The organism is Lysobacter sp. 5GHs7-4, from assembly GCF_021284765.1.
Taxonomy (GTDB): Bacteria; Pseudomonadota; Gammaproteobacteria; order Xanthomonadales; family Xanthomonadaceae; genus Lysobacter.
On the sequence record NZ_CP089924.1, the window covers coordinates 195,495 to 219,679 of the forward strand.

The window sequence follows — 24,185 nt, forward strand, 5'->3', positions numbered from 1 at the left end:
GCCCTTGCTCAAGCCGAGCGACGGCCAAAGCAAATCCCCCTCAATCCCCCTTTTTCAAAGGAGGAAAACAAGCCAGACGAAGGTCGCGGGGCTCTGCCTGGCTGCCTTTGAAAAAATGGGGCGGGCGGCCACGTAGCGGGCGACGGGGGATTAGCTGCTGCGCTGAACGTGATCGGGTGCCCAGCCATACGCCCAAACTGCACCCGTACCACCCGCAGGACGCAGCGGCGCACTCACGCGGCTGACGTATTTGCTGCGATGCACAATAATGTCGAATCCCCCGCCTCGGACACCGCCATGGCCGATTCCGGCACCGCGTCGCCGCTGTCTTCCCGCCAGATCGGCCTGATCCTGTTCGCGCTGGCGATGGGCGGTTTCGCCATCGGCACCAGCGAGTTCGTGGTGATGGGCCTGATGCCCGACATCGCGCGCGGGCTGGCGGTGACCGAACCGCAGGTCGGCCATGTGATCAGCGCCTATGCGCTGGGCGTGGTGGTGGGCGCGCCGCTGCTGGCGATCCTCGGCGCGCGCTTGCGCCGGCGCGCGCTGCTGCTGGCGCTGATGGCGTTCTACGCGCTGGGCAATGTCGCCAGCGCGTTGGCGCCGAACTACGAAACCATGCTGCTGTTCCGTTTCATCGCCGGCCTGCCGCACGGCGCCTACTTCGGCGTCGCGGCGCTGGTGGCGGCGGCGATCAGTCCGCCCGAGCAGCGCGGCGTGGCGGTCAGCCGGCCGCTGCTGGGCCTGGCGATCGCGCTGCTGATCGGCAACCCGTTCGCGACCTGGCTGGGCCAGGTGCTGGACTGGCGTTACGCCTTCGGTCTGGTCACCGCGATCGCGGTGCTGACGGTGGGGCTGGTGGCGCGCACCCTGCCGGCCGACCCGAACGAACCGCGCCAGGATCCGATCCGCGAACTGCGCGACTTCAACCGCGCGCCGGTCTGGCTGACCCTGGGCATCGGCGCGATCGGTTTCGCCGGCATGTTCTGCGTGTTCGGCTATCTGGCGCCAACCCTGATCCACGTCACCGGCGTGCCCGAGTCGTGGACGCCGTTCGCGCTGATCGCATTCGGCATCGGCGGCATCCTGGGCAATTTGGCCGGCGGCTGGCTGTTCGACCGCCTGCAGTTCCGCGCCGCGGCGGCGGTGCTGCTGTGGTCGACGCTGTTGCTGCTGCTGTTCCCGATCGCCGCGCATTCGGTGTGGGCGGTGCTGCCGGCGGTGATCGCGGTCGGCACCATGGGCGCGCTGGCGCCGGTGCTGCAGGCGCATCTGATGGACGTGGCCGCCGACGCGCAGACGCTGGCCGCGGCGTCCAACCACTCCGCGTTCAACGCCGCCAATGCGCTCGGCCCCTGGCTGGGCGGCATGGCGATCAGCGCCGGCTACGGCTGGACCTCGACCGGCTACATCGGCGCGGCCACCGCGGTGGCTGGCTTGCTGATCTACCTGTGGGCGCGACGCGACCTGCGTCGCTCGGCGCCGCTGCAGTCGCCGGCCTGAGGGCTGCCGCAGGCGCGACGCGCGCGCCGTCGATCGATCAGGCTTCGAAATGACCGTGGTTGGACGGCGGCGGCGCGTTTCCCGCGGTGTCGTCGCCGAAGGTGTCGCGCCACGCCAGATAACTGCCACCGACCAGCACCACCAACAGGGCAGCGCCGAAACCGGCGTACAGCAGCAGCGACAGCACGGCGCCGACGATGGGATGGATCAGGCTGCCGATCAGCGCGGCCAGCAGGCCCATCACGCCGATGATCAACGCAGCGACCAGCGCGCCCATCATGAACAAGGCGCCGGCGAGCAGGTTGGCGCCGACGTTGGACAGCGAGGCGCGCAGCGCGCCCTTGACCGCCTCGACCACGTTGTTGCCCGAGAACAGGATCAAGGGAATGCACAGCAGCAGCAAGGTGTAGGTGAAGTAGTTGAACAGCAACTGCACCGCCATCATCAGGCCCGGATGATTGGGCTCCGGCATCACCGGCGTGCCGCCGCTCATGGCGGTGCGCATCGCGGTCATGTAGTTGGCCCAGTAATCGTCGCCGGCCAGCAGCACCACGAACAGCATGCTCGCAGCGGCCAGCACGATCTGGATCACGCCCAGCAACGCCAGCGGGCCGGCCTTGCGCAGGCGGAACGGCGCGAACAGGTCGCGCGCGCGCACCGGACGGCCGGCCTCGGCCTCGCGGATCACGTGCATCAGGCCGCCGAGCAGAATCGGCAGCGCGAACACCAGCATCAGGAACAGCGGCACCATCGCCGTCAGCACCCGCGTCGGATCCTTGGCGGTCGCGGCGGCGTCGCGCATGCCGGCCACGAACGGCAGCGCGAACACGATCGTCAGCGTGTACAGCGTGGCCATCATCAGCAGCGCCGCGCCGAACACCGCGCGCGGATTGCGCGCGCCGATGTTCACGGCCTGGGTCAGCCACTGCACGCCCTGTCCTAGCGGCACTTTGCGAATCTGGGTCATTCCGATCTCTACTCCGGCCCCGGTGGGCCTGTGGTTACCGCGGGTGTTGCGAGGGCGATCCGCCGCGTGCCGCCGCCTCAGCGGCCGTGCAGGCCGCGCGCGTGATGCACGAAGCGGCGCAGCACGCGCCGCGCGTGCGGCGTGGCGGCGATGTTGCCGGCGATGGTCTTGGGGCAATGACCTTCGCGCTGCAACGCGACCTTGCGCGCCTGCACGTAGCCGCGCATGTGCGTGGCGCTGAATTCGGGGTGGAACTGCACCCCCCAGGCGCGATCGCCCCAGCGGAAGGCATGGCAGGCGTCGTGCACCGAGCGCGCCAGCACGGTCGCGCCGTCGGGCGCGCGCAGCACGGTCTGCAGGTGCGTGGCCTGGGCCTCGAACCGTGCCGGCAGGCCGCCGAACAGCGGATCGTCGCCGGCCGGCCCATGCAGCTCCAGCGCGATCGTGCCCATCTCGCGGCCCTGCGGGTGATCGCCGACCTCGCCGCCCAGCGCATGCGCGAGCAACTGGTGGCCGTAGCAGATGCCCAGCAGCGGCATGCCGGCGTGCGCGGCTTCGCGCAACCACTGCGCGCTGCGCTCGCTCCATTCGGCGCGGTCGGTGACCATGGCGCCGGAGCCGGTGACGATGGTGCCGGCGAAGCCCTCGCGCGTGCTCGGCAGCGGTTCGCCGGCCTCGACGTTGATCGCGATCGCCTCGTCGCGCTCCAGACCGGCGGCGACGCGGATCCAATGCGGAAAGCCGCGGTGGCGGCGCATCGTGGCGACCGGTTGGCCGGTCTCGATGATCAAAAAGGGCGCGCTGTTCATTCCTGCGGGGGCAATACCGATACGACCTCGGGAATTGTAGTCAATCCCAGGGCCACCTTTTCGGCCGCCGCCACCCGCAGCGAGCGCACGCCCTCGGCCGCGGCGGCGCGGTTGAAGCTGGCCAGGTCCAGGTCCGGCCGGATCAGCCGACGCAGGCCGGGGGTGATCGGCAGCAATTCGTACAGGCCGACCCGGCCCAGGTAGCCGGTGCGGCGGCATTCCAGGCAGCCGACCGGCGCGTGGGCGTTCGCGCCCGCCGGCGGGGTCTGGCCGGCGCCCAGCAGGGTCTGCCATTCGCCTTCGGCCAGCGGCGCCGGGCGTTTGCAGTGCGGGCACAGGGTACGCACCAGGCGCTGGGCAAGCACGCCGTTGAGCGTGGAGGCGACCAGGTAATGCGGCACGCCCAGATCGAGCAGGCGGGTGATCGCCGAGGCGGCGTCGTTGGTGTGCAGGGTCGACAGCACCAGATGGCCGGTCAGCGCGGCCTGCACCGCCATCTGCGCGGTTTCCAGGTCGCGGATCTCGCCGATCATGATGATGTCGGGATCCTGGCGCAGCAGGGTGCGCACGCCGCTGGCGAAGTCCAGATCGATCGAGGGCTGCACCTGCATCTGGTTGAACTCGGGCGCGATCATTTCGATCGGGTCCTCCACGCTGCAGACGTTCACGTCCGGCGTGGCCAGTTGCTTGAGCGTGGAATACAGGGTGGTGGTCTTGCCCGAACCGGTCGGGCCGGTCACCAGCACGATGCCGTGCGGGCGCTGCACCAGGTCGTTCCAGCCGGCCGATTCCTGGGCGCTGAAACCCAGCTGGTCGATCGACTTCAGCGCCGTGTCCGGATCGAACAAACGCGCCACGCACTTTTCGCCGAACGCGGTCGGCATGGTCGACAAGCGCATCTCGACCTCGCGCCCACCCGGCGAACGCGTCTTGATGCGCCCGTCCTGCGGGCGCCGGCGCTCGGCCAGGTCCATGCGGCCCAGCACCTTGATGCGGCTGACCACCGCGCCCATCACCGGCGGCGGCATCTCGAACACCTTGTGCATCACGCCGTCGATGCGGAAGCGCACCCGGCCGATGTCGCGGCGCGGCTCCAGGTGGATGTCGGAGGCGCGCTGCTCGTTGGCGTACTGCAGCAGCCAGTCGACGATGTGGACGATGTGGTGGTCGTCTGCGCCGACCTCGCCGACCCGGCCCAGCTCGACCAACTGCTCGAAGCTGGGCATGCCGGCGTTTTGTTCGCGATTGCCGTCGCGGGCGCCGCGCACCGAGCGCGTCACCCCGAAGAACTCCATGGTGTAGCGGTGCAGATCCAGCGGATTGACCACCGCCAGTTCGATCTCGCGCCGGGTCAGGTGGCGCACGTCGGGCAGCCAGTCCAGGTCGTTGGGCTCGCTGGTCGCGATCAGTACGCGGTCGGCGTTGACCGCCAGCGGCAGGATCCGGTGCCGGCGCGCGTAGGCATGCGAGACCACCGCGGTGGCGGCGGGCACGTCGACGCGGGTGGGATCGATGCGCAGATAGCGCAGGCCGCTGACCTGGGCCAGCCACTCGCTCAGGCGCTCCAGGCCCAGGTCGGTGCCCGGGGTCTGGCCGGAGGCCAGCTTGAGGTTGGCGATCAGTACCAGCGGATGGACCTCGCTGGCATGGCGCGCGCCGGACGGCAGCTGCACGCGCTTGGCGTCCTCGGGGCCGATCAGGCCGTCCTCGGCCAGGGCAGCGGCCACGCGTTCCAGGCTCAGGCGACCGGGCGGCAGGCGCGAAGTGCCGCGTCCGCTCGCCGACGCGGGGTGCATTCGTTGCCGCTGTTCCACCAGTACCGCTCCTGCCTGCTCAGACACCGTGGGGGCGGCCGCTATACTAGCGCGCCCCGTCCACGACACTCTTTGAACATGTCTGCGAATTCGCGAGCGAACGGGAACGACGCGCCCACCTTCCAGCAGCTGATCCAGCGCTTGAACGCCTATTGGGCGGAGCAAGGCTGCGTGTTGATCCAGCCGCTGGATCTGGAAGTCGGCGCCGGTACCTTCCATCCGGCCACGTTCCTGCGCGCGCTGGGTCCGGAGCCGTGGAACGCGGCCTACGTGCAGCCCTGCCGCCGCCCCACCGACGGCCGCTACGGCGAAAACCCCAACCGCCTGCAGCGCTACTACCAGTACCAGGTGGCGATAAAGCCCAGCCCCGACAACATCGTCGAGCTGTACTTCGAGTCGCTCAAGGCGCTGGGCGTGGATCCGCTGGTGCACGACCTGCGCCTGGTCGAGGACAACTGGGAATCGCCGACGCTGGGCGCCTGGGGCCTGGGCTGGGAAGTCTGGCTCAACGGCATGGAAGTGACGCAGTTCACTTATTTCCAGCAGGCCGGCGGCCTGGAGTGCAAGCCGGTGCTGGGCGAGATCACCTACGGTCTCGAGCGCCTGTGCATGTATCTGCAGAACGTCGACAACGTGTTCGACCTGGTCTGGACCTACGGCCCGGACGGCACGCCGGTGACCTACCGCGACGTCTACCACCAGAACGAAGTCGAGCAGAGCGCCTACAACTTCGAGCACGCCGACGTGGCCGAACTGTTCCACCGCTTCGACGCCTGCGAGCGCGAGGCCCTGAAGCTGATCGAACTGGGCCTGCCGCTGCCGGCCTACGACCAGGTCTGCAAGGCCAGCCATTCCTTCAACTTGCTCGATGCGCGCCGCGCGATCAGCGTGACCGAACGCCAGCGTTACATCCTGCGCGTGCGCCGCATCGCCCAGGGCGTGGCCGAGGCCTATCACGCGCAACGCGAGAAGCTGGGGTTCCCCGGGCTCAAGCGCGGCGATGCGCAGGAGGCCGCGTGATGTCGGACGTGACCATGCAACCGCTGCTGATCGAACTGGGCACCGAGGAACTGCCGGTCAAGGCCCTGCCCGGCCTGGCCCAGGCCTTCTTCGACGGCGTGATCGAGGGCCTGAGCAAGCGCGGCATCGCCTTCGACCGCGATGGCGCCAAGCCGCTGTACACGCCGCGCCGTCTGGCCGTGCTGCTGCCCGGCGTGGCCGTCGAGCAGCCGGAACAGAAGTCCGAAGTGCTGGGCCCGTATCTCAACATCGCCCTCGACGCCGACGGCCAGCCGACCAAGGCCCTGCAGGGCTTCGCCGCCAAGGCCGGCATCGACTGGACGCAGCTGGAAAAAACCAGCGACGCCAAGGGCGAACGTTTCGCGCATCGCGCGGTCAAGCCCGGCGCGCAGACCCGCGAGCTGCTGCAGGACGTGATCGCCGACGCGCTGGCGAACATGCCGATCCCCAAGCCGATGCGCTGGGGCGCCCACGAGTACGGCTTCGCGCGGCCCGCGCATTGGCTGGTGGTGCTGCTGGGCAAGGACGTGATCGAGGCGCAGGTGCTGGGCGTGCGCAGCGACCGCATGAGCCGCGGCCATCGCTTCATGCACGACAAGCCGGTGTGGTTCAGCACGCCGGCCGACTATGTCGAGTTCCTGCGCAGCGCCAAGGTGCTGGTGGATCCCGACGAGCGCCGCGAGCGCATCGTGCAGGAAGTGCGCAACGCCGCCAGCGCCGACGGCGGCAGCGCGCGCATCGACGCGGGCATCCTGGAAGAGGTCAACGGCCTCACCGAATGGCCCAAGGCGGTCGCCTGCAGCTTCGAAGCGGGGTTCCTGGCCGTGCCGCAGGAAGCGCTGATCGCGACCATGGAAGCCAACCAGAAGTTCTTCCCGGTGCTGGACGCGGCCGGCAAGCTCAGCGAGCGCTTCGTCGGCATCGCCAACATCGAAAGCCGCGACGAATCGGAAGTGCGCAAGGGCTACGAGCGCGTGATCCGCCCGCGCTTCGCCGACGCCAAGTTCTTCTTCGTCGAGGACATGAAGCAGGGCCTGGCCTCGATGGGCGAGGGCCTGAAGACGGTGAAGTACCAGGACAAGCTGGGTAGCGTGGCCGACAAGGTCGCGCGCGTCACCGCGTTGGCGCAGGACGTGGCCCAGCGCATCGGCGTGGACCCGGCGTTGGCGCGTCGCGCCGCCGCGCTGTCCAAGAACGATCTGCAATCGCGCCTGGTCAACGAGTTCCCGGAACTGCAGGGCATCGCCGGCCGCTATTACGCCGCGGTCGAAGGCGAGCCGCTGGAGGTGGCCGCCGCGATCGACGAGGCCTACATGCCGCGCAACGCCGGCGACGACATCGCGCCCTCGCCGCTGGGCCGCAGCGTGGCCATCGCCGAACGCCTGGACACGCTGGCCGGCGCCTTCGCCGCCGGCCTGAAGCCCAGCGGCAACAAGGACCCCTTCGCCCTGCGCCGCAACGCACTGGGCTTGGTGCGCACCATCATCGGCGGCGAACTCGAACTGGACCTGCCGGCGCTGATCGAAACCGCGCTGCACGATGCGCAATGGCAGATCAATGCCGTGGCCACCATCGAGGAAGCGAACAAGAAGGGCGGCCAACGCGTGGCCGGCCCGGCTTACGAAGACATCAAGCGCGACGAGCGCGGCCGTCTGCTGGCGTTCGGCGAGACCCACCAGCGCCAAGTGTCGGCCGAGGACGTGCAGGAATTGGTCGGCTTCGTGCTCGACCGCCTGCGCAGCTACAGCCTCGAGCAGAACGTGCCGGTGCAGCAGTTCGAGGCCGTGGCCGCGTTGCGTCCGGCTTCGCTGCTGGACTTCGACCGTCGCCTGCGCGCGATCGCGCAGTTCGCGCAACTGCCCGAAGCGCAGGCGCTGGCCGCAGCCAACAAGCGCATCCGCAACATCCTCAAGAAGGTCGAAGGCGAGCTGCCGACCGCGATCGATCCGGCGCTGTTCGCCGAGAATGCCGAACGCGAGCTGGCATCGGCGGTGGATGCCGCCATCGCCGACACCGATCCGCTGCTGGCCCAGCGCGACTACGTCGCGGTGCTGGGCCGCCTGGCGCGCCTGCGCCCGCAGGTAGACGCGTTCTTCGACGGCGTGATGGTCAACGTCGACGATGCGGCCGTGCGCAACAACCGCCTGGCCCTGCTCAAGCGCCTGTCGGATCGCCTCGGCAGCGTTGCGGCGATCGAGCATCTGTCGATCTGATTCGCAGTCTCCTGTATCTCGCGCCCTTGCTTGCCCCTTTGACCAAGGGGGCGGCGGGCGCGCAGCGCACGCGGGGGCTTTGCTTTTGCTGTTGCTCTAACGCCTAAGAGCAAATCCCTCCTAGCCCCCCTTTGCCAAAGGGGGAAGCAAATGCAAAAGCGACGCGCGCGAATGTTCGGTGCGGCCTGCACATTGCATCACGCGCGCTTAACGTCGCGCCCGATCGCCACGTGCGCGCAAGCAATGCCCGCCTGCCTTGGTTATCCTGCCCGCATGCCCCCGTTCCCCCGCCTCGCCCTCGCCGCCGCCCTGACCCTTGGAGCCGCCGGCGCGGCCCAGGCCGCCACCGTGACCACGGTGGAGATCCGCGGGCTGGACGAGCCGATGACGATCAACGTGCGCACCTCGCTGTCGCTGGTGGATGCGATCGGCAAGGACGTATCGGGCCGGCGCCTGGGCTACCTGCTGCGCGAGGCCGAGAACGAGACCCGCGAGGCGCTGGAGCCGTTCGGCTATTACTCGCCGACCATCAAGGTCGAGGACACGCGCACCGGCGGCAATGGCACAAGAAATACGCCTGCAGCGACGCCGCCGTCCGCGGCCGCCGCGACGGCGGACAGCGAAGCCGCCGCCAACGATCCCGCCGACACCGCCTCCGCGGTGGACACGCCCAGCGCAGCGCTAAACCGCGCCGAACGCGCCAACGCGGCCGCCGCCGACGCGCCCGCCGCGGGCGATCCCAACGCGCCCACACCGCGCTCCAACGCCAAGGTCGCGGTGGTGATCACCGTCGACAAGGGCGAGCCGGTCAAGGTGCGCCGCTCCGACGTGGCCATCCTCGGCGCCGGCAGCCAGGACCGTTACCTCAAGGAAGACCTGGCCGCCTTCAAGCCCGACGTGGACGACGTGTTCAATCACGCGGTCTACGAAGCGGCCAAGACCAAGATCACCCGCCGCCTGGCCGAGCGCGGCTACTTCGACGCCGACTTCAACTCGCGCCGCGTCGAGGTCACGCGCGCCGAGCATGCGGCCGACATCGACCTGGTCTGGACCAGCGGCGAGCGCTACGACATGGGCCCGATCAGCTTCGAGCAGACGCCCAAGCGCATCATCCGCGACAGTCTGCTCGACAAGTTGGTCTACTGGGACCAGGGCAGCTACTACCACCAGGGCAAGCTGGACCGCTTCCGCGAATCGCTGGCGCGGCTGGACTATTTCGCCAGCATCGACATCGAACCGCAGCCGGAAAAAGCCGTCGACGGCGAAGTGCCGGTCAAGGTCACCCTGACGCCGGCCAAGCGCAGCATCTACACCGCCGGCCTGAGCTTCGGCACCGACAGCGGCGCCGGTGTGCGCATGGGCGTGGAACGCCGCTACGTCAACGACCGCGGCCACAAGGCGCTGGCCCAGGTCGACTGGGCCGAGAAGCGCAAGACCGCGACGCTGCAGTACCGCATCCCCGCCTTCACCTGGCTCGACGGCTGGTACACCTTCAGCGCCCAGCTCGCCGACGAACAGACCGACTACATCGACTCGCGCCGCGTCGAGATCGTCGCCAGCCGCAGCGGCCAGATCGACCGCCACTGGAACGCCACCGCGTCGCTGCACGTGCTGCGCGAGCGTTGGGCCTACGCGATCGACGACGACGACGACGAGACCACGCCGGTCGATTACCGCAGCGCCACCTTCACCTATCCCTCGCTGCGCGCCGAATACGTCAACGCCGACGACCGCATCTATCCGCGCAACGCCTTCGGCGCCACCGTGATGCTGCGCGGCGGCATCGACGGCGCCGGCTCGGACGCCAACTTCGCCCAGGCCCACGCCAGCGCGCGCTGGTACCGCGGCATGGGCGCGCGCAGCCGCCTGATCGCGCGCGGCGAGCTGGGCCACACTTTCACCGACGCCCTGATCGACATGCCGCCCAGCCTGCGCTTCTTCGCCGGCGGCGACCGCAGCATCCGCGGCTACGCCTGGCGCGAGGTCGGTCCGCGCATTCCCGGCAACGACGGCAAGCAGTACGCGCTGGGCGCCAAGAACGTCGCCACCGGCAGCCTCGAGTTCGAGCAGTACTTCAACGACAGTTGGGGCGCGGCGGTGTTCGTCGACAGCGGCAGCGCCTTCGACGGCACGCCCGACTGGCATACCGGCGTCGGCGTCGGCCTGCGCTGGCGTTCGCCGGTGGGACCGCTGCGCGTGGACATCGCGCGCGGGCTCAACGATCCGGATTCCGGTTTCCAGCTGTATCTGAACATCGGCGCCGATCTCTAAGGTTCCGCGCGATACACGGCTCCAACTGCACCGCTTCCACCCAGCACGCCCCAGGACACAACGCACACGGACATGAGCGACACGCCTAAGACCGCCGCAGAACTGCTCGCCGAGCGCCGCCAACGCCGCCGCGCCGCCGCGCGGCGCTGGGCCTGGCGCAGCAGCCTGGTCGCGGGCGCGTTGACCTTGTTGATCGCGTTCGGCGTGTATTGGCTGCTGACCACGGTCGGCGGCCGCAACGTGCTGTTGAATCAGATCAAGGCGCGCCTGCCCGCGAATGCGACCTTCACCTGGCGCGACGCCGACGGCCCCGCCTCCGGTCCGCTGACCTTGCATGGCGTGCATTTCAACTACGAAGGCATCGACTTCCGCGCCGAGCGCGTCTACGTCGACACCGCGATCCGGCCCTTGCTGGGCCGCAAGCTGCGCCTGGACGCGCTGCAGGTCGAGGACGCCAGCCTGGACGTGCCCAAGAGCAAGGAGCCCTTCAAGCTCCCCAGCTGGCCCGAGGTGCTGCCCGACATCGCGCCGCCGCTGTCGCTGCAGGCCGACGACGTGCGCGTGGACCGCATGAAGGTCAGCCAGGCCGGCGAGCACATCATCGACATCCGCCGCCTGCGTGGCGGCCTGGACGCGCAGACCGGCCGGCTCAAGCTCGAGAAGCTGGCGATCGACAGCGACCGCGCGCGCATCACCCTGCACGGCGAATACGCGCCGCGCAACGACTACCGCACCGACCTGGTCGCCACCGCCGTGCTGCCCGCGCAGGCCGGCCGTACGCCGCCGCGCCTGGGCCTGGTCGCGCAAGGCGATCTGTCGCGCATGAACGTGGCGGTGTCGGGCTACGCGCCCGGCCGCCTGCGCGCCACCGCCACCCTGCGCGGCAAGGACGATCCGCGCTGGCAGCTGCGCGGCCAGGCCGACGCGCTGGACATCGGCCTGCTGCTGTCGGCCGACGCCACGCCCAGCGCGACGCCGCTGGCGGCGCAGTTCGACATGCACGGCGTCGGCGGCGCGGCCGAACTCAGCGGCCGTTTCGAGCAAGGCGAGCTGCGCGCGCAGATCCTGCCGTCCAAGATCCGCCTGGAAGAACAGGTGCTGGACGTGCAGCCGTTGGCGCTGCGCATCTTCGACGGCACCGCCACCCTGCGCGGCCATGCCGATTTCACCGATGCGCGCAACGGCCGCTTCAAGTTCGCGGTCAATGCGCGCGGCCTGCGCTGGGGTGGCAACGCACCGGCGCCCAGCGCGAAGACGCCGGTGGCGCCGGCCGCCGCGACCACGCCGGCGATCGTCGCCGATGCCGACCTGGGATTCGCCGGCACCGTGCAGGCCTGGGCAGCGATCGGCAACGCGCGCATCGAGCGCGACCGGCAGGTCGCGACCGTGCGCTTCGACGGCCGCGGCAACGACAGCGGCATGAACCTCAAGACGCTGCAGGCGCAGATGCCCACCGGCCGTCTCGACGGCAAGGGCGATGTGGCCTGGGCGCCGGCACTGCGCTGGAACTTCGACGCCACGCTGGCCGGCTTCGACCCGGGCTACTTCGCGCCCGACTGGAAGGGCGCGGTCAACGGCAAACTGGTCACGCGCGGCGACACCCGCGCCGATGGCGGTCTGGAGATCGCGGTCGACGCCAGCCAACTCGGCGGCCGCCTGCGCGATCGCCCGCTGCAAGGCCGCGGCCGTTTCCTGATGCACGGCGCGGCGACCGGCAAGAGCGACGACGCCTACGAGGGCGAGGTCGCGCTGTCGCTGGGCGGCAGCCGCATCGATGCGAAGGGCAAGCTCGCCCAGACCCTGGACGTGGACGCCAAGTTCGCGCCGCTGCAGCTCAACGACCTGCTGCCCGATACCGCCGGCAGCCTGCGCGGCACGCTCAAGCTCAGCGGCGCGCGCACCGCGCCCAACATCGACGCCGACCTCAGCGGCAGCGGCCTGAAGTACGGCGATTACCGCGCCGAGACGCTGCTGGCCAAGGGCCGGCTGCCGTGGACCGGCCGCGGCGGCGCGATCGAAGTGCGCGCCAGCGGCCTGGACGTCGGCCTGCCGATGGACACCGTCGCGATCGACGCGCGCGGCGCGGTCGAGTCGCTGCAACTGCAGGGCAACGCGCGCGGCGAGATCGGCACGCTGGAATTGTCCGGCCACGCCGACAAGCGCGGCACGACCTGGCAGGGCGCGCTGGCGACCTTGCAACTGGCGCCGAACAAGGGCGCTACGTGGCGTCTGCAGCAGGCCGCGCAGTTCCGCTGGGATGGCCGTAACGGCGCGCTCAGCAACGCTTGCCTGGCTTCCAGCGGCGGCGGTTCGCTGTGCGCGAACGCCGACTGGCCGCGGCGCGGACTGGACGTGAAAGGCCAGGGCCTGCCGCTGACGCTGGCCCAACCCTATCTGCCCGAGCGTGCCGACAAGCGTCCGTGGGTGCTGCGCGGCGAAATCGCGATCGACGGCGAACTGCGCCCGGTCGGCAACGCCTGGCGCGGCCAGGCCACGGTGACGTCGGCCGGCGGCGGCATGAAGTTCAGCGAGCGGGCGCGCCGCGAACCGGTGCGCTACAGCAACCTCAGCCTGCGCGCGAATTTCGATCCGCGCCGCATCGAGGCCGACCTGGACGCGGTGGTCAACGACGACGGTCGCCTGGACGCGCGCATCGCCACCGGCTGGGACGCGTACTCGCCGCTGGAAGGCAATATCGCGCTCAACACCGACGAGCTGACCTGGGTCGAATTGTTCTCGCCCGACATCGTCGAACCCAAGGGCAAGCTCGACGGCCGCATCGGCCTGAGCGGCACGCGCGACGCGCCGCGCCTGAGCGGACAGGCGCACCTGAGCGAATTCAGCACCGAACTGCCGGCGCTGGCGATCGCGCTGCAGAACGGCGACGTGCGCCTGGACGCGCAGCCCGACGGCAGCGCGCGCATCGTCGGCAGCGTGCGTTCGGGCGAAGGCACGCTCAACATCGACGGCAGCCTCGACTGGCAGGGCGACGACACGCCGCTGGTGCTGACTCTGCGCGGCAAGAACGTGCTGATGTCGGACACCCGCGACCTGCGTGCGGTCGCCGATCCCGACCTGACCGTGCGCTACGCCGCCCGGCAACCGCTGCAGGTCACCGGCACCGTCGCGATACCGTCGGCGCGCATCGACCTGGAGCGATTGGACCAGGGCGTGTCGGCCTCGCCGGACGTGGTCGTGCTGGACCCGGCGGACCCGGAAGACACCGGCGATTCGCCGCTGGACCTGGATCTGGTGCTGGCGCTGGGCAAGGACGTCAAGCTCAACGGCTTCGGCCTGGACGGCAGCCTGGAAGGCCAGATGCGCGTGCGCGCGCGGCCGGGCCGCGAGATGACCGCCAGCGGCCGCCTCGACGTCGACGGCCGCTACCGCGCCTACGGTCAGAAACTGCAGATCACCCGCGGCCATCTGGCGTGGTCGAACGGTCCGGTGTCCGATCCCATCCTGGACGTGCGCGCCGAACGCGAAGTCGGCGAAGTCACCGCCGGCGTCGACATCAGCGGCCGCGCCAGCGCACCGCAGGTCAACGTGTGGTCGAACCCGGCCAGCTCGCAATCCGAAGCGCTGGCCTACCTCGCGCTGGGCCGTCCGCTGTCCAGCGCCAGCGGCGACGAAAGCCGCCAGCTCAACGCCGCCAGCGCCGCGCTGTCGGCCGGCGGCAGCCTGCTGGCCTCGCAGCTGGGCGCCAAGATCGGCCTGGACGACGCGGGTGTGATGGAAAGCCGCGCGCTAGGCGGCTCGGTGCTGGGCGTGGGCAAGTACCTGTCGCCGCGCCTGTACGTGGGCTACGGCGTGTCCCTGCTCGGCACCGGTCAGGTGCTGACGCTGAAGTATCTGCTGCGCAAGGGCTTCGACATCGAAATCGAATCGAGCACGATCGAGAACCGCGCGTCGATCAACTGGCGCAAGGAAAAGTAAGTTACGCGCCAGGCGGCTTTCGTTTTCTGCGATGCCGCGCCTGCGCGCACTGCGCAGCGGATGCCACGACAGGCGGGTTTGCGCTCGATTCGCGAACCGCATCACAGCGCAACCGTGGCCGCGACCGCCGCCGCCATCGCTTTTGCAGGTCCGTAGGGCCCAAGATTTGCGCGCGGCGCAATGGCCGCCTTTCAGCCGTTCCGGGACGCCATGCGCACTCATCGACTCGCCGCCGCTCTGACGGCCACGCTCTGCCTGATCGCCTGCACGCCCGGAGCTCAAGAGAGCGCGGTTCCAGGCCAAGAAGACGCTGCCGCCGCCGGCGCGGCCAGCGGCGCGTCGATGGCGACGCCCAACGCGCCGCAAGCGGTAGCCTTCGCCGCACCCCTGGAGATCGCGCAGCTGCACCTGGCGCAGACTCACGTCATGCCCGAAGCAGGCCTGCAATGGACCCTGGCCAACGCCAAGGAAGAACTGCATGCGATCGGCAACCGCGAGGCGCTGATGCTGGTCAAGCTGGCGGCGGACAACGCCATCAATCCACAGATCGAGGCCTGGCGCGACGGCCAGCGCCTGGGCGCGGTCGCGCTGACCGGCGTGCTGCCGCCGACCGAAGCCTCCGGCCCGGCCCATCCCTATGGCGGCCTTAGCGCCACGCTGCCGGCGTCGTGGTTGGCGCCTGGCCTGCAACTGCGCGCCAGCGCCGACAACTACACCGCCGGCGCGTTCCGCACGCCGTCAATCGGCGCCGACAGCCCGGTCATCCTGCGCGTGCTGCCCTTCTACCTGTTCGGCGCCAACGAACTCAATTCGATCCCGCTGGCCACCACCGCGGTGCCCGATGCGGCCACGGTCGACGAGCTCTACGCCAAATGGCCGGTCGCCAGCGTGGTCGCGCAGAACCATCCCGCGCGGCTCGCGCAATGGCCGATCCTGGTGGTCGGCCCCTCCAGCGGCCGCCCGGCGTACGTCGCCCACAACACCAACGAAGAACAAGCCGGCTTCGAATTGATGGGCGCGGCGCTCGGCATGCTGGGCGGCCTGCTCCGCGCCAACGGCGAATCCGATGGCCCGGTGCAGTACTACGCCCCCTTGATCATGTTCGACGCCAACCGCGTGTATCGCAGCCCCGGCGGCGGCCTGGGCACGGTCGGCGGCGACACCGGCGTCGGCGATCACCACTACCGCGGGATCTTCGTCCACGAGCAGGGCCATGCGATGGGCCTGCCGCATCAGGACGACGGCTACAAGGGCGGCCGCTATCCGTATCTGGCCGGCAGCCTCAACGGTTCGGTCTGGGGCTACGACAGCGTGCGCAAGCAGATGCTGGCGCCGTTCGTGCCGGCCACCGCATCTCGTTATACGAACTGCCGCGGCGACACGTTCGCCGGTACGCCGCGCCAGCTCGACGCGCAGGGGCGCTGCATCAAGCAAGACCCGATGCAGAGCGGCTCCGGAGACGAGGCGGCGGGCTATCGCTTCGCGACCTTCTCCGACTACAGCACCGCCATGATGCAGCGGCATTTCGAGGGCGTCGCCCGCAACGACGACCAGGGCCGGCGCGTATACGACGGCGGCAGCATCGTCGCCGATGCCGCCTTCCCCGGCGGTTACAAGCGTTGGGACAGCCTGGACCGGCGCTGGGTCAACGTCGAGCGCACGACCACCGACAAGGGCCTGTACGGCCTGGACGGCGGGCTGCCGCTGCGGCGCGACGTGCCGGTGCACGCCATCGCGATCACCTACAGCCTGGCCGGCACGCCCCAGGTCTCGCAGATCTATCCGATGCTGAGCTATCGCGGCAACCTGCTGCGCACCATCGATCCCACCGATGCCGCGCAACGCGCCAGCATCGTGCCCAACACCGGGCCGATACCCTGGTACTGCCACGCCAGCGGCTGCGACTACAGCCTGCGCCTGACCTACGTCGACGGCAGCGTGCGCCACGTCTTGCTGCAAGGCGGCTTCCGCTCCTGGTGGGGCCCGACGACCGCGCCGCCGGCGAGCGCCAGCGATCCCAAGGACGACGACAGCTTCCGCACCTGGGTGATCAACGTTCCGGGCGAGACGATGCTGCGCAAGATCGAACTGCTCGACACGCCGCGCGCCTGGGAAGGCCTGCCGGCCAACCCGGCGGTGCTTGCCACCCGCGAGAACATCGAGCTGGGCGACACACCGCACGCCACGAACGGCGTGCCGACCGCGCCGGGGGTGCCCGTCGCGATGCGTGCGCAAGCCGCGAACGCGCGCGTTGCTGAAGGCGCATGCGTCGAACTGGCGACGATCGCCGCGCCGCGCTCGGCATGGCCGGCGCCGCAGTGCGCGGGCGCGCAGACGGAAGGGGCGCAGCCGCCGCAGCCGGTTCGATTCGATATGCGCGAGGTCGTGCCCCGCATGCTGCGGCGCTGATCCGCACGGCGCGGCGTCTGCGAGCCGATAGATGACAAAGCGCGGGCATGCGCGACTTCTGTGCGCGCACGCTCTGCGCTCAACGGATCAGGATCGGGCGCGCCGTCGCGCCCCAGCTGAGCCCGGCCTCAGTCCGCGGCGATGGCGCTGCGGAAGAACGCATCCAGGCGCGCGCTGTCGCCACGCCCCGGCGCCAGCACGGGCGCCACGGCTTCCATACGCTGCAACTGGCCTTCCAGGAAGTCGCTGATCTCCGGGATACGCGGCCCGTCCTCGACCTCCTTGCTGACGCGCTTCTTCGTCAACAGCGCCTCGATGGCGACACGCAGCGGGCCGCCCGGCAACAAGCGCTCCAGCAAATCCTCGAAGGCCATCGGCGGCGGCTGCGTGGATTGCTCGATCCACAGGCAGGCCAAAACCGGCCGGAGCACATACAGATACTTCTTGGTGCGCACGCGCTCGCCGCGCAGGTACCCTCGGAAGTTGCTTCGCGCCATGCGGTGGTAGTGGTGCCAGCTGGCCACTGGCGAATAGTGCTGGTCCACCAGTTCGCGCAGGGCGGCGACCAGGGGCTCGTCCTGCCGATACACGATCGGCGACCGCAGCCATTCCGACAGCGTGGGATTCGACTTCGACACCAACCGCAGCGCCTTGCGCAGATCCCAGCCGCTGACATCGAGCTCGTCGTCGATCGGCAACTCGATCACGTCGCGCTGCGGCTCGCCCGGGCCGGTGCGCTCGTTGACGCTGAGGTACCAGTCGCGCTTGTGCATGTAGACGAAGCGTGCGTCGTAGTCGCTGTCCGGCGACGAGAAGCCCCAGCCGCGGCTGCCCGACTCACAGGCGAACACGATCCGCACGTCGTGGTCGCGCTCGATGCCGTCCAAGGCCGCGAGCACTGCCGCGCGCTGTTCCGGCGCGATGGGATGGATATCGGAATCGGGGACGTTCGTCATCGGATTGCAGGTCGCCAGCACTGGCATCCAGCTTAGCGTAGCGGCGACACTGTCGGTGCCCCGCACATTAGGACCGTAACGCGTGACCACCGTGATCGAAACGCAGCGCCTGACGCTGGACGAACTGACGCCGCCGGACGCACCCTTCATCGTCGAGTTGCTCAACGACCCGGCCTTCCTGGCCAACATCGGCGACCGCGGCGTGCGCGATCATGACGACGCGCTGCGCTACATCGCCAACGGCCCGGCCGCGAGCTACGCCAAGCACGGCTACGGCCTGTGGCTGGTGCGCGACAAGGCCAGCGGCGAACGCCTGGGGCTGAGCGGGCTGCTGCGTCGCGACACCCTGCCCGATGCCGACATCGGCTACGCCTTCCTGCCGCGGTATCGCGGCCAGGGCTATGCCGTGGAGGCCTGCCAGGCGGTGATCGCGCATGCGCGCCAGCCGCTGGATCTGCCGCGCGTGCTGGCGATCGTGTCGCCGGGCAACGAGGCGTCCACGCGCGTGCTGGAAAAGATCGGTCTTCGCTATCAGCGTCGTGTGCGGCTGAGCGAGGACGCGGAGGAACTGCTGCTGTACTCCACTGAGGCCTGAGCGCTCAGCGCGCGACGATGCGCGCGCCGCGCACCAGTGGACGGCCGTCGACCACATCGGTCCAGGCCACGTGCGCCACGCCGTCGGTCAAGGCCAATTGCGGGAAGCCGGTGGCGCGGCCGCGGCCTTGCAGGCGTGCGACCTCCAACTGCTGCGGTTCGCCGGACAGATCGGCGGCATAACGCGCCAGCTGCAGCGATTGGCCCTGCGCATCCTCGCGCAGCCATAGCACCCATACCGCGTCCCGATCCATCGCCGTATCGACGCGCCCCTGCAGGTGTGCGCCGCGATCGAGCACTTTCGGCGCGGCGTAGGAATCGCCGGCGTCGTCGCTGCGCGCGAGTTTGAGCACGGGCTCGTCGCCGGCCGCGGTATACCAGGCGACCACCGCCCGCGCGCCGCGCGCGGCCACCGCCGGGCCGTTGACCGGGCAGGCCGGCATGGTCCAACGGTCCGGATGCACGTTGCGCGCCGCGCCCCAGCCGCCGTCGCCGCGCCGCAGCGCCGCGATGTCGCGGATCTCCTCGGCGCTGCGGTCGCGATAGACCAGCAGCGCGCCGCGCTCGGTGAGCGCGACGTCGGTCTGGCAGCAGTCGCAGGTCATGCGGTCCAGTTCGACCTCGTCGCTGCGCCGCAGCGCGGCATCGACGATGGCGCTGCGCAGGGTCATCGCGCCGCCGTGCGCGTCGTGGCCGGCATGCGCGTCGGCGGCGGGCGCGGCGGCATTGTGGCGACCGTCCAGCCAGGCGATGCCGAGGCGGTCGCGCGCGGCCGGCCACAACGACACGAAGCCGTGTTCGGTCGCGGTGCCGTCGTCGTTGACCAGCACCGGCGCCGACCAGGTCGCACCGTCGTCGCCCGAGCGCGCCAGGGCGACGTCGTAGGCGTAAGGCGCGCTGGCCGACTTGCGCAGCCAATGCGCCCATAACGCGCCGTCGTCGGTGGCCATCACGTGCGGCGTATCGGCCCAGTTGACGAACCAGTCGTCGCCCGCCGCGACCTGCGTCGGCGCCGACCAGTCCGCATGCGCGGCGTCGCGCGATTGCGCCAGCAGCAGGCGGTGCCCGTCGCCTTGCGGTTCGATCCATAACAGCAGCAGGCGTCCGTCCGAGGTTGCGACCAGATCGGGCTGCGCGGCCGCGTCCGGGGCCGGCAGGGTCCAGGCGCTGGCGCTCAAGCGCGGCGCCGCCGCGGCGATCGCGACGGCGGGCGCATCGGCGCTGGTTGGCTCGGCGCGCTCGCAGGCGGCCATGCTCAGAGCGAGCACGAGGCCCACGATCGGGATCGGTTTTGGGCCGGCGGGTTTCATGCCGGCAGGGTAATGCAGACCGGTGGCGGTGCGCAGGCGGCGGTCGAAATCGGCGAGGACGCGGGCGCGGAATCAGCGGCGGAATCAGCGCACGATGCGGTTCGCCTTCGGCTCACCGCATCCTACGGGTTCAAGCCACGCGGCTGCGGCGCGCGCGGGTCAGGTGCACCAGCAGCAGCGAGATCGCCGCCGGGGTCATGCCGGGGATGCGCTGGGCCTGGCCAACGGTTTGCGGACGCACGCGTTCGAGCTTCTGCTGCACTTCCGCCGACAGGCCGTGCACGCCGGCGTAGTCGAAGCCGTCCGGAATCGGCGTGCCCTCGTTGCGCTGCTGGCGCGCGATCTCCTCGCGCTGACGCTCCAGGTAGCCGGCGTACTTCACCCCGATCTCGACCTGCTCGGCCACCGCGGCATCGTCCACCGCCGGTCCCAGCGAGGGCACGGCGGTGATTTGCGCGTAGTCCAGCTCGGGACGCTTGATCAGATCCAGCGCGCTGGTCTCGCGGGTGAGCTCGATGCCCAGCGTCTGCGCCACTTCGCGGCCCAGCGCGTTGTTGGGCGCGGCCCAGACCGCGGCCAGGCGCGCGCTTTCGCGCTCGATCGCCTCGCGCTTGCGCGCGAACGCGTCCCAGCGCGCGTCGTCGACCAGGCCCAGCTCGCGGCCGGTTTCGGTCAGGCGCAGGTCGGCGTTGTCCTCGCGCAGTTGCAGCCGGTACTCGGCGCGCGAGGTGAACATGCGGTAGGGCTCGCTGGTGCCGTGGGTGATCAGGTCGTCGACCAGCACGCCCAGGTAGGCCTGATCGCGGCGCGGGCTCCAGCCGTCCAGGCCGCGCACGTGGCGGGCGGCGTTGACGCCGGCCAGCAGGCCCTGCGCGGCGGCTTCTTCGTAGCCGGTGGTGCCGTTGATCTGGCCGGCGAAGTACAGGCCGGCGACGGCCTTGGTTTCCAGCGTGGTCTTGAGGCCGCGCGGGTCGAAATAGTCGTACTCGATCGCGTAGCCGGCGCGGGTGATGTGGGCGCGCTCGAAACCGCGGATCGACCGCACCAGCGCCAGCTGCACGTCGAACGGCAACGAGGTCGAGATGCCGTTGGGATAGATCTCGGCCACGTCCAGGCCTTCGGGCTCGACGAAGATCTGATGGCTGGCCTTCTCTGCGAACCGCACCACCTTGTCCTCGATCGAGGGGCAGTAGCGCGGGCCGGTGCCTTCGATCTGTCCGGTGTACAGCGGCGAACGGTCGAGCGCGCCGCGGATCAGCTCGTGGGTTTGTTCGGAAGTGTGAGTGATCCAGCACGAAACCTGGCGCGGATGGTCGGCGCGGCGGCCGAGGAAGGACATCACCGGGCGCGGATCGTCGCCGGGCTGCTCTTCCATCACCGAATAGTCCAGCGTGCGCCCGTCGATGCGCGGCGGCGTGCCGGTCTTGAGCCGGTCGACCACGAACGGGCCTTCGCGCAGGCGCGCGGCCAGGGCGGTCGCGGGCGGATCGCCGGCGCGGCCGGCGGCGTAGGTGGTCTGGCCGACGTGGACCTTGCCGGCCAGGAAGGTGCCGGCGGTCAGCACCACCGCGCGCGCCCGGAAGCGCAGGCCGGTCTGGGTCAGCACGCCGCTGACGCGGCCGTCGTCGAACTCGATGTCGTCGACCGCCGACTGGAACAGGGTCAGGTTGGGCTGCGCTTCGACCGCGCGGCGGATGTAGCCGCGATACAGCGACCGGTCGGCCTGACAACGCGTGGCGCGCACGGCCGGTCCCTTGCTGGCGTTGAGCCGGCGCCACTGGATGCCGGCCGCGTCGGCGGCGCGCGCCATGATCCCGCCCAGCGCGTCGATCTCCTTGACCAGGTGGCCCTTGCCGATACCGCCGATGGCCGGGTTGCAGCTCATCGCGCCGACCGTCTCGACCGAATGGGTCAGCAGCAGGGTGCGCGCACCGGCGCGCGCCGAGGCCAGCGCGGCCTCGGTGCCGGCGTGGCCGCCGCCGACCACGATCACATCGTATTGGTAGAAAGAATCGGTCATCGCAGGGTCCGGCGCCGCGGGGCGGCGGGCGAATTTTAGGCCATGCCGGCGCACGGCGCCCGGGCACGGAAACTTGGCACGGTTCCTGCGTCATAACTCATGCACCCAGCGGGGCAGGCGCTAGACGCCGGTCGGAATTGGAACAGGGGCTGGCCAAGCGCTCGCGGGGGAAGCAGGGGGCCGAATGTCGGGGGACATTCGGCCCCTTATTTTTTTCGCGATTCTTGCGCGCGATTCGCGCGACTTATCCGGACGACAAGGCCTGAAGGCTGATCTGGCGCGCTTTGCGCGCTGGGCGCCGAGTCCTGCGCGCCGGTCCCGAATTGGGCGCCGACGCCCGACGGGGACGGAACAGGGGGGATCCGTGATTCCTCGCCGGGCGCCGACATAGAGAGCTGTATTACCGACTACGTCCAAATGCGACGTAGCCGGTCAATACCCGTAGATTGCGGTCAGTCCGGTCCCGATGCAAGACCCCGGGTTGTGACCGCAGGCCCGCTTGTGAAAGCGGGTCCTGCGATCGCGATCACTGCTCGTGCGTGGCGGGGCGGTTGCCCCGGCTCTCCACTGCGCGGCGGAAGGTCTGCTGAATGGGCGAGCCACTGTCGCGGCGCGGCGGCGGCGCGCTGTTGATGCGCGGCATCGGCTGCGAGGGCACGTGGGTCGGCGGACGGCCGCCGTCGGCGTGCTGGCGGCGGATGCCGTCCAGGTTGCGCCAAGGCGAACGGTCGTTGTCCGGACGGCCCGGCGGCGGCGGATTGTTCGGGTTGCCCGGATTGACCACCACCGGCGGCCGCGGACGATGCGGGCGGTGATAGCCCGGATAGCCGTAGCCCGGGTAGTAGCCCGGATAGCCGTAACCGTAGCCGTAGCGCGACGGATAACCGTAGCCATAGCCGTACGGGTAACCGCCGTAGCCGTAACCGAAGCGGTAGGCCTCGCCGTACGGGTAGTAGCCGCCGTAGGAACCGTAATAGCGGTATTCGGTGGTCGGCTGACCGTAGTAATAGTCGCCGCGCGCACCGCCGTCGCGGTAGACGTAGTCGGGATAGCAACCGGCCAGCAGGACGGCGGCTACGACAGGCAGGATCAATTTACGCATCATGGCTGGAACCCCCCAGGGTGTGCCGCCAGCTTCGTCCCGAGGCATTGAACTCGGGCTTAACTCGGCGGATTGCGGGACGGCCCATCCTGACCGGTTCAGCTCCACGCCACCAGTGTCCCCGCGGAACAGACCGTCCGCGTCATTGCCGGGCGCGCGCGTCGGTGCCAGCATGCCGGTCCGCGGGCGCGCCGCCGCCCGTCCTCCCCCGCCGCGCCCCACGCTCATGACCTTGCACCGCACCTCCGGCCACTGGCGGCTGGGCCTGCTGCTGACCCTGATCACCGCGGCCTGCTGGGCGACCCTGCCGATCGCGCTCAAGATCGTGCTGGAACGCCTGGACCCGCTGACCCTGACCTGGTTCCGCTTCCTCATCGCCGCGCTGCTGACCGGCGCCTGGCTGGCCGCGCGCGGCCGCCTGGGCGGTTACCGCGGCCTGGGACGGCGCGGCTGGACCCTGCTGGCGTTCGCCGCGCTGATGCTGGTCGGCAACTACGTGCTGTACCTGCTGGGCGTGCAGTACACCTCGCCGGCCAATGCCCAGCTGCTGATCCAGTTGGCGCCGCTGCTGATGACGCTGGGCGGGATCTGGGTGTTCGGCGAGCGCTTCCGCCTCGCCCAATGGCTGGGCCTGGCCTTGCTGCTGGCTGGCCTGGGCCTGTTCTTCCGCGATCAGTTGCTGCACGCCTGGGCCGGCGAGGCGGCCGCCGCGAGCGCCGCGCGCAGCGGCGGCTACGTGCTGGGCTCGGCGTTCGTGATCGCCGGCGCGGTGGTGTGGGCGGTGTACGCGCTGCTGCAGAAGCAGTTGCTGATGAAGCTGGGCTCGATGCAGATCCTGTTGTTCATCTACGCCGCCGCGACCCTGGTGCTGCTGCCGTTCGCGCAGCCCGCGACCCTGCTGCAACTGGACGGCTTCCACTGGGCGATGCTGGCCTATTGCGCGCTCAACACCGTCGGCGCCTACGGCGCGTTCGCCGAGGCGCTCGCGCATTGGGAGGCCTCGCGGGTGTCGGCGATCCTGGCCACCACGCCCTTGCTGTGCATCGTCGCGGTCACCGTGGTGCATGCGATCTGGCCGCAGATGCTGGCGCCGGAACGGATCTCGACGCTGGGCTGGGTGGGCGCGGGGCTGGTGGTGGCCGGTTCGGCCGCGGTCAGCCTGCTGGGACGGCGTGCCGACGCGCCGCCGGCGGCGAGCGGGCGTGCGGATTCTGGCGGTACATGAAACGATCGCGCCGCGACCCGCGGCGCGGTCGCGCGG

15 protein-coding genes are annotated in these 24,185 nt (G+C 70.1%); 8 read left to right on the forward strand and 7 right to left on the reverse strand.

All coding sequences use genetic code 11. From position 1 onward, the window contains the following. Positions 1 to 297 precede the first annotated feature (297 nt). Positions 298 to 1,503, forward strand: coding sequence for an MFS transporter (locus LVB77_RS00790; RefSeq protein ID WP_232908327.1), 1,206 nt, complete (start codon positions 298 to 300; stop codon positions 1,501 to 1,503). A 37-nt stretch (positions 1,504 to 1,540) separates the two neighbouring features. On the opposite strand, the gene LVB77_RS00795 is transcribed toward LVB77_RS00790, so the two are convergent. The 3 genes from LVB77_RS00795 to LVB77_RS00805 form a co-directional block, all read right to left on the reverse strand. Next, positions 1,541 to 2,470 carry a hypothetical protein gene (locus tag LVB77_RS00795; protein WP_232908328.1) on the reverse strand — a complete coding sequence of 310 codons (930 nt, stop codon included), beginning with the start codon at positions 2,468 to 2,470 and terminating at the stop codon, positions 1,541 to 1,543. Positions 2,471 to 2,547: 77 nt separating this feature from the next. Then, on the reverse strand, positions 2,548 to 3,279 hold the full coding sequence (locus LVB77_RS00800; protein WP_232908329.1) for a glutamine amidotransferase: 732 nt from the start codon (positions 3,277 to 3,279) through the stop codon (positions 2,548 to 2,550). Then, positions 3,276 to 5,093: a GspE/PulE family protein gene (locus tag LVB77_RS00805; RefSeq protein WP_232908330.1), complete on the reverse strand. Its 1,818-nt coding sequence runs from the start codon at positions 5,091 to 5,093 to the stop codon at positions 3,276 to 3,278. Before LVB77_RS00805 ends, LVB77_RS00800 begins: the two co-directional genes overlap by 4 nt. Before the next feature lie 78 nt (positions 5,094 to 5,171). On the opposite strand from LVB77_RS00805, the gene glyQ reads away from it, so the two are divergent. The 5 genes from glyQ to LVB77_RS00830 all read left to right on the forward strand — a co-directional run bounded on the left by glyQ (position 5,172) and on the right by LVB77_RS00830 (position 16,942). Further along, a complete protein-coding gene (glyQ, locus tag LVB77_RS00810) occupies positions 5,172 to 6,113 on the forward strand; it encodes a glycine--tRNA ligase subunit alpha (protein ID WP_232908331.1) in 942 nt (313 codons plus the stop codon). Continuing rightward, on the forward strand, positions 6,113 to 8,326 hold the full coding sequence (gene glyS, locus LVB77_RS00815; RefSeq protein ID WP_232908332.1) for a glycine--tRNA ligase subunit beta: 2,214 nt from the start codon (positions 6,113 to 6,115) through the stop codon (positions 8,324 to 8,326). Before glyQ ends, glyS begins: the two co-directional genes overlap by 1 nt. Positions 8,327 to 8,599: 273 nt before the next feature. After that, positions 8,600 to 10,597 carry an outer membrane protein assembly factor gene (locus LVB77_RS00820; RefSeq protein ID WP_232908333.1) on the forward strand — a complete coding sequence of 666 codons (1,998 nt, stop codon included), beginning with the start codon at positions 8,600 to 8,602 and terminating at the stop codon, positions 10,595 to 10,597. Between the two features lie 72 nt (positions 10,598 to 10,669). Continuing rightward, positions 10,670 to 14,533, forward strand: coding sequence for a translocation/assembly module TamB domain-containing protein (locus LVB77_RS00825; RefSeq protein ID WP_232908334.1), 3,864 nt, complete (start codon positions 10,670 to 10,672; stop codon positions 14,531 to 14,533). Positions 14,534 to 14,743: 210 nt separating this feature from the next. After that, positions 14,744 to 16,942 (forward strand): M66 family metalloprotease, encoded by a 2,199-nt coding sequence (locus tag LVB77_RS00830; RefSeq protein ID WP_232908335.1) that lies wholly within the window; start codon positions 14,744 to 14,746, stop codon positions 16,940 to 16,942. 128 nt (positions 16,943 to 17,070) lie between these two features. Here LVB77_RS00830 and LVB77_RS00835 read toward each other — a convergent pair whose 3' ends face one another. Then, positions 17,071 to 17,898 (reverse strand): nucleotidyltransferase domain-containing protein, encoded by an 828-nt coding sequence (locus LVB77_RS00835; RefSeq protein ID WP_232908336.1) that lies wholly within the window; start codon positions 17,896 to 17,898, stop codon positions 17,071 to 17,073. 82 nt (positions 17,899 to 17,980) lie between these two features. Between LVB77_RS00835 and LVB77_RS00840 the strand changes: the two genes are divergently transcribed. Continuing rightward, positions 17,981 to 18,493 (forward strand): GNAT family N-acetyltransferase, encoded by a 513-nt coding sequence (locus tag LVB77_RS00840; protein WP_232908337.1) that lies wholly within the window; start codon positions 17,981 to 17,983, stop codon positions 18,491 to 18,493. Between the two features lie 4 nt (positions 18,494 to 18,497). Here LVB77_RS00840 and LVB77_RS00845 read toward each other — a convergent pair whose 3' ends face one another. The 3 genes from LVB77_RS00845 to LVB77_RS00855 all read right to left on the reverse strand — a co-directional run bounded on the left by LVB77_RS00845 (position 18,498) and on the right by LVB77_RS00855 (position 22,927). Next, the gene (locus LVB77_RS00845; RefSeq protein WP_232908338.1) at positions 18,498 to 19,769 is read right to left on the reverse strand and encodes a sialidase family protein; all 1,272 of its coding nucleotides are present in this window, start codon (positions 19,767 to 19,769) and stop codon (positions 18,498 to 18,500) included. Between the two features lie 163 nt (positions 19,770 to 19,932). Next, complete coding sequence (mnmG, locus tag LVB77_RS00850; protein WP_232908339.1) at positions 19,933 to 21,822, reverse strand: tRNA uridine-5-carboxymethylaminomethyl(34) synthesis enzyme MnmG; 1,890 nt, start codon at positions 21,820 to 21,822, stop codon at positions 19,933 to 19,935. Between the two features lie 526 nt (positions 21,823 to 22,348). Then, complete coding sequence (locus LVB77_RS00855; RefSeq protein WP_232908340.1) at positions 22,349 to 22,927, reverse strand: hypothetical protein; 579 nt, start codon at positions 22,925 to 22,927, stop codon at positions 22,349 to 22,351. A 223-nt stretch (positions 22,928 to 23,150) separates the two neighbouring features. Here LVB77_RS00855 and LVB77_RS00860 point away from each other — a divergent pair, with 223 nt between their 5' ends. Beyond that, on the forward strand, positions 23,151 to 24,149 hold the full coding sequence (locus tag LVB77_RS00860; protein WP_232908341.1) for a DMT family transporter: 999 nt from the start codon (positions 23,151 to 23,153) through the stop codon (positions 24,147 to 24,149). The last annotated feature ends 36 nt before the right edge of the window (positions 24,150 to 24,185 follow it).